General features: G+C 67.1%; 15 protein-coding genes. 5 read left to right on the forward strand and 10 right to left on the reverse strand.

Going from position 1 to position 12992, the window contains the following annotated elements; translation table 11 throughout:
* Positions 1-70 precede the first annotated feature (70 nt).
* Complete coding sequence (locus JOE41_RS15790) at positions 71-493, forward strand: ester cyclase (protein WP_209752891.1); 423 nt, start codon at positions 71-73, stop codon at positions 491-493.
* A gap of 110 nt (positions 494-603) precedes the next feature.
* On the opposite strand, the gene JOE41_RS15795 is transcribed toward JOE41_RS15790, so the two are convergent.
* The gene (locus tag JOE41_RS15795) at positions 604-1884 is read right to left on the reverse strand and encodes an MFS transporter (RefSeq protein WP_209752892.1); all 1281 of its coding nucleotides are present in this window, start codon (positions 1882-1884) and stop codon (positions 604-606) included.
* Between the two features lie 138 nt (positions 1885-2022).
* Complete coding sequence (locus tag JOE41_RS15800) at positions 2023-2937, reverse strand: SAM-dependent methyltransferase (RefSeq protein WP_209752893.1); 915 nt, start codon at positions 2935-2937, stop codon at positions 2023-2025.
* A 176-nt stretch (positions 2938-3113) separates the two neighbouring features.
* Between JOE41_RS15800 and JOE41_RS15805 the strand changes: the two genes are divergently transcribed.
* Entirely contained in the window at positions 3114-3434 is a 321-nt protein-coding gene (locus JOE41_RS15805) for a GYD domain-containing protein (RefSeq protein ID WP_011690798.1), read from the forward strand.
* A 108-nt stretch (positions 3435-3542) separates the two neighbouring features.
* On the opposite strand, the gene JOE41_RS15810 is transcribed toward JOE41_RS15805, so the two are convergent.
* The 3 genes from JOE41_RS15810 to JOE41_RS15820 form a co-directional block, all read right to left on the reverse strand.
* Positions 3543-3938, reverse strand: coding sequence for a DUF1801 domain-containing protein (locus tag JOE41_RS15810; RefSeq protein WP_011690799.1), 396 nt, complete (start codon positions 3936-3938; stop codon positions 3543-3545).
* A 16-nt stretch (positions 3939-3954) separates the two neighbouring features.
* Positions 3955-4452, reverse strand: coding sequence for a DinB family protein (locus JOE41_RS15815; RefSeq protein ID WP_209752894.1), 498 nt, complete (start codon positions 4450-4452; stop codon positions 3955-3957).
* 77 nt (positions 4453-4529) lie between these two features.
* Positions 4530-4853, reverse strand: a complete 324-nt coding sequence (locus tag JOE41_RS15820) for a hypothetical protein (RefSeq protein WP_209752895.1) — start codon at positions 4851-4853, stop codon at positions 4530-4532.
* Between the two features lie 91 nt (positions 4854-4944).
* Between JOE41_RS15820 and JOE41_RS15825 the strand changes: the two genes are divergently transcribed.
* The gene (locus JOE41_RS15825; protein ID WP_209752896.1) at positions 4945-5445 is read left to right on the forward strand and encodes a DUF664 domain-containing protein; all 501 of its coding nucleotides are present in this window, start codon (positions 4945-4947) and stop codon (positions 5443-5445) included.
* An 88-nt stretch (positions 5446-5533) separates the two neighbouring features.
* Here JOE41_RS15825 and JOE41_RS15830 read toward each other — a convergent pair whose 3' ends face one another.
* Genes JOE41_RS15830 through JOE41_RS15850 form a run of 5 tightly spaced genes read right to left on the reverse strand, consistent with a single transcriptional unit; the run spans position 5534 to position 10507 of the window.
* Complete coding sequence (locus JOE41_RS15830) at positions 5534-5986, reverse strand: SRPBCC domain-containing protein (protein WP_209752897.1); 453 nt, start codon at positions 5984-5986, stop codon at positions 5534-5536.
* Between the two features lie 57 nt (positions 5987-6043).
* Complete coding sequence (locus JOE41_RS15835) at positions 6044-7693, reverse strand: CdaR family transcriptional regulator (protein WP_209752898.1); 1650 nt, start codon at positions 7691-7693, stop codon at positions 6044-6046.
* 35 nt (positions 7694-7728) lie between these two features.
* Positions 7729-8160: a DUF2177 family protein gene (locus JOE41_RS15840; RefSeq protein WP_209752899.1), complete on the reverse strand. Its 432-nt coding sequence runs from the start codon at positions 8158-8160 to the stop codon at positions 7729-7731.
* Positions 8157-10025 carry a long-chain fatty acid--CoA ligase gene (locus tag JOE41_RS15845; RefSeq protein WP_209752900.1) on the reverse strand — a complete coding sequence of 623 codons (1869 nt, stop codon included), beginning with the start codon at positions 10023-10025 and terminating at the stop codon, positions 8157-8159. The genes JOE41_RS15840 and JOE41_RS15845 overlap by 4 nt, the downstream gene beginning before the upstream one ends.
* Positions 10022-10507, reverse strand: coding sequence for a MarR family winged helix-turn-helix transcriptional regulator (locus JOE41_RS15850; RefSeq protein ID WP_209752901.1), 486 nt, complete (start codon positions 10505-10507; stop codon positions 10022-10024). The genes JOE41_RS15845 and JOE41_RS15850 overlap by 4 nt, the downstream gene beginning before the upstream one ends.
* Before the next feature lie 119 nt (positions 10508-10626).
* On the opposite strand from JOE41_RS15850, the gene JOE41_RS15855 reads away from it, so the two are divergent.
* Both JOE41_RS15855 and JOE41_RS15860 read left to right on the forward strand, forming a co-directional pair.
* Positions 10627-11493, forward strand: a complete 867-nt coding sequence (locus JOE41_RS15855; protein ID WP_209752902.1) for a DUF1295 domain-containing protein — start codon at positions 10627-10629, stop codon at positions 11491-11493.
* Positions 11494-11647: 154 nt separating this feature from the next.
* Positions 11648-12919: an alpha-hydroxy acid oxidase gene (locus tag JOE41_RS15860; RefSeq protein WP_209752903.1), complete on the forward strand. Its 1272-nt coding sequence runs from the start codon at positions 11648-11650 to the stop codon at positions 12917-12919.
* The last annotated feature ends 73 nt before the right edge of the window (positions 12920-12992 follow it).

Consider the following 12992-nt stretch of genomic DNA (forward strand, 5'->3'; position numbering starts at 1 on the left):
GCGCACCCAGGGGCGGGCGGCGACAGCGGGGGATTCTTGACCGGTCTCATCCAAACAAAAGGAGCCGAAAATGGCTGAAGGAACTGGACTCCTCAGGCGGTTTTACGAAGAAGTGCTGGTGGGCGGAAATCTCGCCCTGATCGACGAGTTTGTGCTGGACGACATCCAGGACCACGTGGAGCCGATGCCCGGGCAGCCGCAGGGAAAGGACGGCGTGAAGTTCTACACCAACGTCATCCGTACGGCGTTCCCCGACCTCAGCGTCAAATTGGAACCCGCATTCGCCGACGGCAACCTGGAGGCCTCCCACGTTGTGATGTCCGGGACGCACAAGGGGGAGTTCATGGGTATTCCGGCAAGCGGCAAGAGCGTGCAATTCAGCAACACCGACATCATCCGGATCGACGACGGGAAGGTGGCCGAACACTGGGGATCCTCCGACACGCTTAGCCTCATGCAGCAGATCGGGGCCGCGCCGGCCGCACCGGCCTGATCCGCCCCGGCCCTCCGCCTGCGCCGCTTCCCCGGCTTAATGCCCGACGGCTTAATGCCCGACGCCGGGGCTCACCACGTGCGGCGCCGTCCCGTGGCGGTGCCGCACCCTTAGGCGTGCGCGTCCGCTGAAGTTTCCGATGCTGCGGCCACGACGGCGGCTGGTGCCTCCGCCGCAGCGGCAACAGGCGCAACGTACCCGGCCTCTTTCGGCCCGGGCGGGTAGGCGTGCCGGCGCCCGGTCACCGTGATCACGAGCGCGGCGACGACCGGCACAGCAGCCGCGACAGGCACCATCAGCGGTCCCGCCGTGGTGAGGGCGGCTGCGCCGTAGAGGGCGCCGATCGTGATGCCCAGTTGGATGGTCAGCACGGTGAGGCCGTTGGCGGCTTCACGGTACTCCTTGCCGGCACGGAGGATGGCGGACTGGTTGTAGATGCCGATTGCGCCGAAGGCCGCTCCCCATATCCCCATGAGCACTAGTGCTCCGGGGACTGTTCTCCCGCCCAGCGGAAGGACGAGGAACGCGGCGGCGATGACCGCCGTCGTAATCAGCAGCGAGCGGCGCGGCCGCATGTCCACGGTGATGCCGGCGATCCAGATGCCCACCAGTCCGGAGAACCCCAGGACGGTGAGGGAAAGGGTGATGGTGTAGTCGGGCAGGCCGGCCTCGCGGAGAAACGGCGCGATGAAGGTGAACAGCGCGAAGTGCGCCATGAGCATCAGCGGCCACGCGATGGCCACCGATTTCACGCCGGGCTGGCCGATGGCCTTGCGCAGGGACGGCCGAGGCGCGTCGGGGAGCCGGCGGACGGCGGGCAGCAGCCACATGGCAAGTCCCGCGAGGACCACGCTGGTGCCCGCCAGCAGCAGGAAGGATGCGCGCCAGCCGATCAGCCCGCCCAGTGCGGTGCCGAGCGGCGCGCCAATGGCGAGGCCCAGGCTGTTGCCGCTGAAGACGATGGCCATCGCCTTGCCTACCTTGTGGGCGGGGACAATGCGGGCAACGAAGGGCGCCATCGCGGTCCAGAGCAGGCCGTGCGCTATGCCGCCCACCAGTCGGGCGGCAAGGGCGGCGCCGAAGTCGGACACCAGGCCCACCAGGGCATTGCTGATAGCGAAGGTCAGCACGAGCGCCACCAGGAGTGTGTGCCGGGGGATGCGGGCGAGGAGCATGGCGGCAGGGATCACCGTGGCCACGATGATGGCGGCGTACCCGGCGGTGAGATAGCCGGCCACAGGCTCGGACACGTTGAGGCCGGCGCTGATCTGGGGGAGCAGGCCGGAGGGCAGCAGTTCGGTGGTGATGGCGGTGAAGCCGATCATCGACAGCACCAGCAGCGCGCCGAAGGGCATGCGGTCACGTGCGGAAGCGGAGGTCGCGGGAGACACTGGTGTGGATCCTTTTCAGGGAGTGGGGAGGAACGCGGCGCCTGTTGCCGGGGTCCTCCACTCAAATTACCTGATTTATTTGGCGTGAGGCAGGGTCTGCCAGACCCACCCTGACGGGAATATTTCGGCGTTGCCGGGTCACGGCAGCCAGCCAGTGACGAAGCCACCCCGGGAGGGGCCGGGACTGCCGGCGGGCTCCGCCGTTGGCCCCTGTCCGGGCGCACTGCCTTCAGTTAGCGAGAGGCTACGCCCGTAGGCGGAACACAGCTCCTGCACCGGGTGTGCGGTGCAGTCCCAGCCGGCCGCTTCCAGAAGCTCGGCAGGGTCCGGCGGATCGGCCCGGGCCAGCAGTTCGTCCATGGACAGGCCGGTCTGGAGGCTGAATTCGCGTAGCTTCGCTTCAACATCGTCGGTAGCGGGCAGCGGGACCGCCCTTTCAATCACGGCCCGCGATCCCGACGGCGACAATTCGGCTACCGCTTGCAGCAGAGTGAGCTGGGCTGCGGCATCGAGGTAGGGCAGGAGGCCTTCGACCACCCAGGTGGCAGGCTGCTGCGGGTCGAATCCGGCGGCCAGGAGCGGACCGCGCCACGGCAGTGAGAGATCGGCGGCCACTGTGATCAGCTCGCACGCGGGCTGCGCGGCCAGAGCTGTCATCACGGATGCCTTGAACTCCAGGACGTTGGCGAAATCGACCTCCAGGACGCGGGCGCCGGCAGGCCACGGGAGCCGGAAGGCGCGGGTGTCCAGCCCGGCGCCGAGGATCACGGTCTGCCGGCTGGTCTGCGGGCCCGACGCCAGGAAGTCGTCGATGAAACGGGTCCGCAGGCCGAGGTAGATGGAGGCGAGAAGCAGTGGCTGCTGCAGGGGAGGGGCGCTTTCGGGGTTGGCGGGCCACACCGTCGGCAGCTCTACGCGGGAATGGGCGGCGTCCACCAGGGCAGCAGCAAACGGATCCACCACGAGCGGGTCGGCCCGGGAGGTTTCGACGGCACGGCCGGCAGCCACGGCAAGGGCTGTCAGCGGCAGCCCGTGGTCGTCCAGTTCTGTCAATTTCTTGCCTCCGGAGATGTGGTGCGTGAGTGTTATGGCTGCTCTTGTCTGCTCAAGATATCCTCATGCATGCCGGGCGCCTACGGACTTTGCGGAACCCGTTGTCAGCACAATGCAGAGAGCCTACGCTGTGCCCACGGCCCCACCCCGGGGACCGTTTCCAGACAGGAAAGACCATGACCAAGTATCTTTTTGAAGCGAATTACGTGGGCGAGGGAATCAAGGGGCTCATGCGCGAAGGCGGTACCAAGCGGCGTGAGGCGCTGGTCCAGGCCCTTGATTCCGTAGGAGGATCGCTCGAGAGCTTTTACTACGCCTTCGGGGACACTGACGTCCTTGGCGTGTTCGAGGTCCCCAGCTCGGCCGACGCCGCCGCCCTTTCGCTGATGATCAATTCGACGGGCAGCGTGAACGTCCGCCTGAAGCCGCTCATGACGCCGGAAGACATCGACGACGCAGCCAAGAAGACACCGGCGTACCGGGCTCCCGGGCAGTAACGCGGGGCGCTGGCGGGGACAGTCCCGGCAGGCAGCCGCTCGGTTGCCGCCGCCCACCTCACTGTCACATGTCTAGGGTTCCCGCTGCAGCGGCGCTCACCTGCCGGTCTATCCACCGCCCTTGATCTTCCGCCAGCCGCCCGCGCGGTTGTTGGCGATGATCGTGCGAAACATCTCGCCGAGCGCTTCCTCGTTCACGGATTCGCCCTCCCGGAAGGCGACGGTTCGGGCTGTTTTGTTGCTGTGCCCGGCGGTGATGATGTTGTGCGGATCCGGGACAATGCCGCCGTCGTACATAAACACGTTCACGTGGTCCTTCGCCGCCAGGAGGGCGCAGATGTTCCCGTCCAGGACGAAGTAGGGCTGGACGGTGCGTTTGATGGTTTCCTCGACGGCGGGATCCGCGGCGTGGACCAGGTCGCGGACCTGCCGGCAAATGGCCTGCTGCCAGGCCGGAAGCACTTCGATGTAGCGGTCTACGCGCGGGTCTTTGGTGTAGTCCATGGCTGCGTTCGTGGCCTCAGCGGGCGGTGATCTGTTCGCGCAGGATGTCCGCGTGGCCGCAGTGCTGGGCGAGTTCGCGCAGCATGTGCAGGTACACCCAGCGCAGCGGCAGCGGGCCGCGGCGGTTGCCGCGGAGCACGTCGTCGAGCTCGAGGACTGAGGTGGCGCGGACGGAAGCCTCGCACGCTTCGCGGTGTTCGTGCTGGACGGATGCAATGGTGTCCCGGTCAGTGAGGATGAACGATTCATCCGGGGTGGCCGGGATGCCGATCTCCGTGCGGGATCGGCACGTGATGGCTTCATCGAACCAGACCTTCTCCACAAAGGTGGCGTGCTTCACCAGGCCCAGCAGCGTGGTCCGCGACGGCACCAGGGACCGCCGCGCCTGCTCCTCGGTCAGCCCGTCCAGACAGGCATTGAGCATGCTGCGGTGCTCATTGAGGAACGCCTCGAACTGGGCGCGGGCCGGCTGGTTGATGACGTCTTCGGCGAAGGTGGTGGGGAGGGCAGGCATGTGTGAAGTATTGCAAGGCCGTCACGGCGGGGCAACGGTCCGGCTGTTGTGTTCCGGGGACGACGGCGTGCTCCCGTCTAAGAGGCGGAGCGACGGTTGCGCGCCAGGCGCACCAGTTGGCTGAAGGCGAAGACGAAAACGGCCTCTATCAGCACCATCAGTCCGAGCAGCAGCCACTGCCCCTGGCTGATGAAGACGACGGCGCCGGTGAGAACGAGCACGGTTCCGAGGACCAGCGCATACACGGCGAAGCCGAAGGCCACCTTGGCGCTGCGAACGCCGGTGCGGAAGCCAAAGCCCATCGGCTGTCCGCCGGGGAGCCCCTCAACGCGGTCGGGGCCTGCGGGTTGGAGCTTGTCGAACTCTTCCCACGGATCCCGGCTCTGGTCCTGTTCGGTCATAACTCCATTATCCCGCGCGTCGCCTGGCCCTATGCCGTGGCGGCGCATCCGTGCGAGCATGGGCCTCACCGACACACAGCAAGGGGACGTGATGAAATCCAACGAACTGCTGCTGGACGCCTTCGGCCGGATCCGCGAGACGGTGGAAGCAACCCTGGACGGGGTGGACGACGGCGTCCTTGCCCGCCGTCCGGCCGGCACCGGTAACTCGATCGCCTGGCTGATCTGGCACTTGGGCCGGGTGGAGGACGCACAGGTGGCCGCGGCCGCCGGCCTGGACCAGGTCTGGACTTCGCAGGGATTTGTGGGCCGCTTCAAGCTGCCGCTTCGCGAGCGTGACACCGGCTACGGCCATTCGAGCGCCCAAGTCGATTCCGTGAAGGCCCCGGCGGCTCTGCTGCTCGAGTACTATGACGCCGTCCACCGGCAGACCGCGGACTTCCTGCAAACCCTCGGCGACGACGACTTCGACCGCGTCGTGGACACCCGCTGGGACCCGCCGGTCACCCTCGGGGTGCGGCTGGTCAGCACGATCGCCGACTGCCTCCAGCATGTGGGGCAGGCCGCCTACGCGAAGGGCCTGGACCACTGACGGACTAAGGCGGAACCCGCTATTTTGCGGTGGGGCTGATGCCGGCCTGCCAGGTGTCGTCCAGGGCGGCTCTGGAGCGGCTGCCGCCTCAGCCGCGGCTCGCCAGGACTGACTGCAGTTTCTCGAACGAATCAGTCCAGCCGCCGCGGTGCAGTTCCAGCCGCTCCTCCGTGAGGAACGGTCCCTGCGACAGCGCCAGGCGCGTGCCGTCGTCGGCCGTCTGGAGTGAAAGGTCGACGACGGTCTCCCGGTCATCCGGCGTGGGTTCCTCCCAGCGGAAGGTGTACACGAGGCGCCAGGGCGGATCGATTTCCAAGAACTCGCCGGAGAGGTGGAACGGTTCTCCGTCCGGGGGCGCCATGCGGAACCGGTAGCGGCCGCCCTCCACGAGGTTCACGTCTGCTGACGGGATGACGAAGCCGTGCGGGCCCCACCACTTCTCCAGCTCGGACGCTTCCGTCAGCATCCGGAAGATTTCTTCCGGACGGGCAGGAAGCGTGCACTCCAGGTTCAGGACCAGCACGCCGGTTTCCTCGTTCATCGTTCAACTCTGGCATCCCGCGGACACGGGCGAAAGACGCTGACGAAAGAACCGGACCTAGCGGTTGTGCCTCGCCCACAACTGCAGCCACAGCAGCAGGCGCGTCTCGGGGTCATCCACGTCGATGCCGAAGAGGGCCTGCACCCGGGCCAGGCGGTAGCGGACAGTGTTCACGTGGACGTCCAGGGCCTTGGCGGCCTCGACAGCGTTGCCGCCGCAGCTCAGGTAGGCATAGATGGTCTCTTCAAACGACTTCTTGTGGTGTTCGTCGTACTCGGCGATCCGGAGCGCATGCGTCCCGGGCAGTTGACCGGACGCCGTCAGGGAGGAGGCGATCTGGCGCAGCTGCAGCCGCGAGCCGAGGGACTCGTCGTCGGCCACCACGTCATCGGAGTCGGCGGCTATCCGGCCGTCGACGACGTTGCGGACCAGCTCGGACAGGACCAGTTCCGCGTTGACCCGGGACTCTGTGAGCCGGTCGATCGTGGCCGCCGCGCCCAGTGCGGCCAGGACAGGGCGTGCGAGAAGCCGCCGGGCGTTTTGGACAATCTTGAGTAGCGTGCCGCGTTGGAACTGCAGGGACGATTCAGTGCTCTGCGGCAGGACGATGTACACGATGCCGTCCGAGAGCCCGCAGACCGCGGAGGGCAGCCGGATGGCGCAGGCGGTCCGGATGGTGTCGAACAGCCGGAGGCGGGACTGCAGCGTTTCGGCCGCTATGGCGTCCGCGGGCCAGACGCTGAGCGCGGCCACACGGACGGAAGCCGCCGATATTCCCAGCCGGATGGCGGCCAGCTCGGCGCGCTCGGGTTCGAACAGCAGCGGCTTCACCAGGTCCATCTGGCGGGTGAGGGTCGAGACGTAGGTGGTGCGCTTGTGCAGGATATGGAGTGCGGCAACGTTGGCGGCTTCGCGCAGGATCCGGTTTGCATCCTTGTTGTGGTGCTCTGCGCGTTCCAGGAGCCAGAGCGATCCCAGCACCGCGCCGCCGGCCCGGATGGCGATGGCCGTGCGCCGGAGCCGGGGGTCCTCCGTCGCCACATCCAGCGCGTCGCTCGCGGCATGGACGCGCCGGTAGTCCTTGTCAGTCTGCACGGAATGGGGCACGTGCAGGCGCAGGATCGAGCTTCGCCGCGTCTCGTCGATGGGCTGGTCCGGGAGGGTGGAATAGGCCAGGATCGTCTGGTCCGGATCGGCGATCGCAATGGCACCGCCGGCCTGGGCCGCAACGGTGTTGGCCAGGTCGAACAGGTCCCCGGGACGGATGTCCACCAGGGTGCGGCCTGACTGCCGGTGGGGGATGACGGCGGCGTCCATGATTTCCGCCAGCTGGTTCCACGGCACCGAGTCGGAAGCCCGGAAGAGCGCCATGCCCGTTTCCCTGGCCGCTGCCCGGAGGGCGGCATCCGGTTTCCCGTTGGTCTTGTAGACAATCGCCACGTAGCCGGCGTCCTTGAGCTCCTGGACCTTGGCCCGCAGGCGCTTTCCGGACAGCGACAGGCCGATGGCCAGGGCAACAGCGCCGGGAAACTTGGCGGGGGCGGCCGTCGAATCGTACAGCACCGACCCCGCCACAACCTGCTGGTCATCGGCCGGCATCTCCACGACGCTGACGATTTCCGATCCGGCCGAGCGCGCCACGTCCGCGAGTGTGGGCTGGGACTGGCTCTGCGCTCCGGGGAACACCCCTGCGCCGTGACCAGGCATCAGGGAGCTACTGACCGGGTTGGCGGCGTCGGGGATTACGACGCACGTTGCTGGACACGGGCCGGCCGGAACACGGTGGCCGTCAGCCAGGTGACGGCGCTGCACACCCCGGCGCCCCAGGCGATGTCAGTCACGGCCACCAGGACCGGGAAGTCCTTCAGCACGGCGAGGGCGGTCAGGGCCCACGTGGCGTAGGTGAAGAAGCCGAACAGGGCGGCACCCGTCACCCGGTGCCGCATGGTGGCGCCGGCGTCGTTGGGCCGGATGCCGTAGTGCACGATCCCCACGACAAAGATCAGGTAGAAGACGACGGCGCCGGCGAGGTTCACGCTGGGAGCGAGCAGGTTCCCGATCTGGCTTTCGTACTGCCTGTTCGCCACGGTGATGATCCAGGCAACGTCGATGACGGCGAAGACGACGGCCGCGGCCGCGTAGCCGAGCAGCCACTTTTTGACTCGGACGTTCATGCTTGGCTCCTTGGCTGGGCGTAGAGGGTTTCGACGATGTGCCGGGTGCGTTCGGCAAAGGCCGCGCGCTTGAGCTTCATGGTGGGCGTCACTATACCGCTGGCCTCACTGAGGTCGGTGAGCAGCAGCACGAAGCGGCGCACCTGCTCGGACTGCGCGATCTTCGCGTTCGCGGCACTGACAGCGCTGCCGATCGCGGCGAGGAGCCGCGCGTCGTCGACCTGGACTGCGCCGCCGTCGTCCGGGATCCGCAAACCGGCCAGGTCCGCGATGCCCTCGCGCGCGGCCCAGGCCGCGACGGATTCCGGGTCCAGCAGCACGAGGCCGCCGAGGTACGGTTTGCCCTCTCCCACCATTACGGCGTGGGCCACCAGGGGGTCGCCCTCCACATAGCCTTCCCAGATGGCGGGGGAGATGGTCTTGCCGCCCGCGGTGACAATGACGTCCTTGAGCCGGCCCGTGAGGGTGAGCCGTCCCGTCGCGTCGAGCCGGCCGAGGTCCCCGGTGCGGAAGAACCCGTCCGCGAACGCGTCCGTGTTGTCCGAGGGCTTGCGGTAGCCGGCAAAGACGCCCACGCCGCGGGCCAGCACCTCGCCCTGCTCCGAGATGCGCACGGTGGTTCCCGGCATGGGGACGCCCACGGAGCCTGACACGATCGCGCCGGGCATGTTGCCGGTCAGCGGAGCGGTGGTCTCGGTGAGGCCGTAGCCCTCGATCACCGGCAGGGACAGGCCCCGGAAGAACAGGGACAGCTCGGCGTCGAGGGCGGCCGCGCCGGACAGCAGGTAGTCGAGCCGTCCGCCCATCAGCTTCCGCAGCCGGGCGTAGAACAGGCGGTCGTAGAGGACATGCCGCAGCCGGAGGCCCGGCGGGGCCTTGGCCGACGGGTCGGCGTCGCGGGCTTCGGCGAACCGGCCCCACTCCACCGCGGTGCGCTGCGCCGAAGCCCACACCCGTTCCAGGTGCTTCTTCGCCGCGGCGGCCGCAGCGGACGCCTGGATTTTCTGCAGAACGCGGGGGACCACCACCAGGAACGTGGGCCGCAGGACGCCCAGGGCGGGAACGACGTCCCGGGGATCGGACAGGTGCGCAATGCGCATGCCGTTCGCCAGGCAGATCAGCTGCAGTCCGCGGGCCAGCACATGGGCCATCGGCAGGAAGATGATGGTGTTGCCGCCTTCACGGACCACTTCGGTGTAGGCGGCCGCCACGTTCAGCACCTGACCCACGAAATTGCCGTGGGTGATGAGGGCACCTTTCGGCGCGGCGGTGGTGCCGGAGGTGTACACGATGGTGGCCACCGAGTCGAGGTCCGCCAGCAGGCGCCGCTCCTCGACGGCGGCATCTGACGTCCCGGCGCCGCGGACCACGAGGTCGGCCAGGTCTGCGCCCGGGCGGGCGTCCATCGTCCAGACGCCCAGGCCCGGCATCCCGGCCTGCTCGAATCCCCGCTCCAGCAGGCCCGCATGCTCGGCTGTGCCGCCAATTGCGAGACGCACGCCGGCGTCGGCCAGGACTGCGGTCACCTGGGGAGCTGCCGACGTCTCGTAGATGGGGACGACGACGGCGCCGGCGAACCACGCTGCCATGTCGGCCAGCGCCCACTCGTACCGGGTGGGGGACATGATGGCGAGCGGTTCGCCGGGCCGGAGTCCGGCGGCGATGAGGCCCTTGGCCAGGGCCCGGACCTCGTCCACGAACTGCCTGGTGGTCACCGGGCGCCACGCTTCCGTGATCGCGGCGTTGGCGGCGCGCACCTCGAAGGCGACGTGGTCCGGGGCGGTCCGGAACCGCTGCATCAGGAGCTCGGTCGCGTTCCGGTGAACGGACGGCTCAACGAGCAGCGGCGTGGTGAACTCTCTCATTGGCTGTCCCTCTCGGAAAGTGTGGCGAGGTGGTCCCGCATGAGCTGCCCGGCGACAACGAGGAAATCCGCCACGGCGCCCTGCTGTGTGGCGGGCAGGGCCTGAAGGTGCCGGTCCGTGGCGGTCATCAGGGGCCGCATCAGGTCCGTGATTCCCTGGGAGGATTCCGGGGTGGTGCTGACTTGGACCTGGCGACGGTCGTCGGCGCCGCGGTGCCGGGCCACGTAGCCGCGGCTCTCCAGCCGGTTCACGATGGCAGTAGTGGTGGCAGGCGTGGCGCCGAGGTCCTCGGCGAGCTTGCCCACTGTCACCGGTCCCGATCGCTCCAGCGCCGACAGTGCGCGGAAGTCCGTGAGATTGATGCCCATGCCCCGGGCGATCTCGCGTTCCGTTTCGTTGGCGAGGGCGAACAGGGCTTCCAGCGCCACAGCCGCCGGGTGATACTTCGGTGCACTTGGGCCCTCACCTGCTTGCATTTGCATGTATCCACACTACTCAATAAAGTTAGATGTTCAAACAGGATTGAATAGTAGGCTGGCTAGCGTACTGACTCCCGGGTGTTCTTGTCGGATTTCGTGCCGGCGTCTGAAAGGAAGCTTTGATGAAGGAATCGGACCGTAAAGCGCTCATCAGCCTGCCGGTGGTTTTGGTCATTGGGGCGCTGGTTGCCGTGGCCGGCAGCCAGGCCGGCGCAACATTGGGAGGTTTCCCCCTGTTCGCACTGGGGGTGGGGGCTGCGTTCATCATCCAGTGGCTGGCGTTCATCCCTGCCTTCAAGGGGCAGACGGAGAAGTTCTACGACCTCACCGGCGCCCTGACGTACATCTCCATCACCCTCCTCCTGGTCCTGCTCACCCCGGCCGTCGACGCCCGCGGGCTTCTGCTCGCGGCAATGGTGGTGGCGTGGGCCGCGCGGTTGGGAAGCTTCCTGTTCCGCCGGGTCAGCAGGCACGGCAAGGATGACCGCTTCGACGAGATCAAGCCGTCGTTCCTCCGGTTCCTGAACGCCTGGACCATTCAGGGGCTATGGGTGGTCCTCACGGCAGCTGCGGCCTGGATTGCCATTACGAGCGCCACCCGTGTGGCGCTTGACGGGTGGGCCCTCGCGGGCTTTGTGGTGTGGGCCGCCGGCTTCGGCATCGAGATCGTGGCGGACAACCAGAAGGGCCGGTTCAAGGCTGACTCTGCCAATGAGGGCAAGTTCATCTCCACCGGGTTGTGGTCGAAATCCCGCCACCCCAACTACTTCGGCGAGATTGTGCTCTGGATAGGCGTCCTCCTCATCGCCATACCGGTGCTGGAAGGCTGGCAGTGGGTGGCCCTGCTCTCTCCGGTGTTCGTGGCGCTGCTGCTCATCAAAGCCAGCGGCATACCGCTCCTGGAGAAGAAGGCCGATTCGAAATGGGGCGGCCAGGCCGATTACGAGGCGTACAAGAAGAACACCCCGGTCCTGATCCCCAAGCTCTAGAACGACAAGCTCTAGGCAGGCGGCGGCGCCGCGCATCCGCTTTGGTAGCTGCTACCAAACTTAAGTCCCGCAATTTGTCGTTCCCTCCATAGTCGTCTGGAGTCCCGCTTCGTACGCTGAACCACAACTTACGCACGCAGTGGGAAGGCCGTCATTGAAAATCAGCGAAGCCAGGCAGCTCGTCCAGGTCAAAGCCCCTGTTTTATCCCGCCGACGCCGGGTGCTGGCCAACGCTTTTAATGTGGAGGAATACCGGAAAGCGGCACGGAGAGTGTTGCCTGCCGGGATTTTTGATTATCTCGACGGCGGTTCCGAAGACGAGGTGACGCTGCGGCGCAACCGTGCGGTCTTTGATTCCTGGGCGCTTATGCCCAGCTGGGGTCCGGTGTCCGGACCGGATACGAGCACCACGCTGCTGGGGAAGAGCAGCGCACTGCCCCTGACATTGACGCCCACCGGCGCTACAAGGCTGTTCCATCCCGAGGGTGAGCTGGCGGTCGCGGCTGCCGCGGAGCGTGCCGGCATTCCCTACGGGCTGGCCGGGCTGAGCACCGTGTCCATGGAATCGATCGCGGAAAGCCACCCGACCCTTGACCGGTGGTTCAACTTCGGGCTCACCTCCGACGCCAAAGCCCTGACGGACAAACTGGCGCGCTGCGAAGCCGCCGGATTCACCACCCTGATTGTCGGCGTCGACACCCGCGCACTGGGTGCCCGGGAACGGGACCTCCAGAACGGCTTCACCGCGCCGCCGGCGCTGACGCTTTCCACCATCGCGGACATCGCCCGGCGGCCGTCGTGGTGGATCAACTTCCTGGCGGCGGACGGCATCAGCTTTCCCAACCTGGATCCGCGCAGCGCCGCGGCCACCTCGGTGGTCACCCCGTCCATGTGGCAGCACATCCTGGGCCATTCGGATGCCACCAGCGGGTGGAAGGAACTGGAAGCCTTGCGCCAGGCATGGCACGGCAAGATCGTGCTCAAAGGCTGCGTCAACCCGGCCGACGTCGACAAAGCCGCCCGGATCGGCCTGGATGCCGTCCAGCTCAGCAACCACGGCGGCCGCCAGCTGGACCACATGCTGAGCCCCATGGATGTCCTGCAGGAGTCCCGCCAGCGGGTGGGGGATGCGCTCGAGATCTATGTGGACTCGGGCATCCGCCGGGGGAGCGACGTCCTCAAGGCGCTGGCGCTGGGTGCCGATGCCTGTTCAATCGGCAGGGCCTACCTGTACGGGCTGGTGGCGGCGGGCTCGCCGGGCGTCGGGCGGATCATCGAGATCTTCTCGGACGAACTCCGGCGTACCATGACGTTAGTAGGCGTTTCCAGCATTTCCGAGGTGAAAGCTCGAGGCGGGGAAATTCTCCGGGACATCCGTCATTCCGGGAAAATCCTTGAAACAACAGCGTCAGGCACCGAGCACTAACGAGTTCTAAACAAGTACACAGTGCACTTCTCCCGCGGCGTAGCGGGAACCACAACAATCCCTGAACAGCTAA

It is taken from the genome of Arthrobacter sp. PvP103 (assembly GCF_017833075.1).
Lineage (GTDB): Bacteria > Actinomycetota > Actinomycetes > Actinomycetales > Micrococcaceae > Arthrobacter.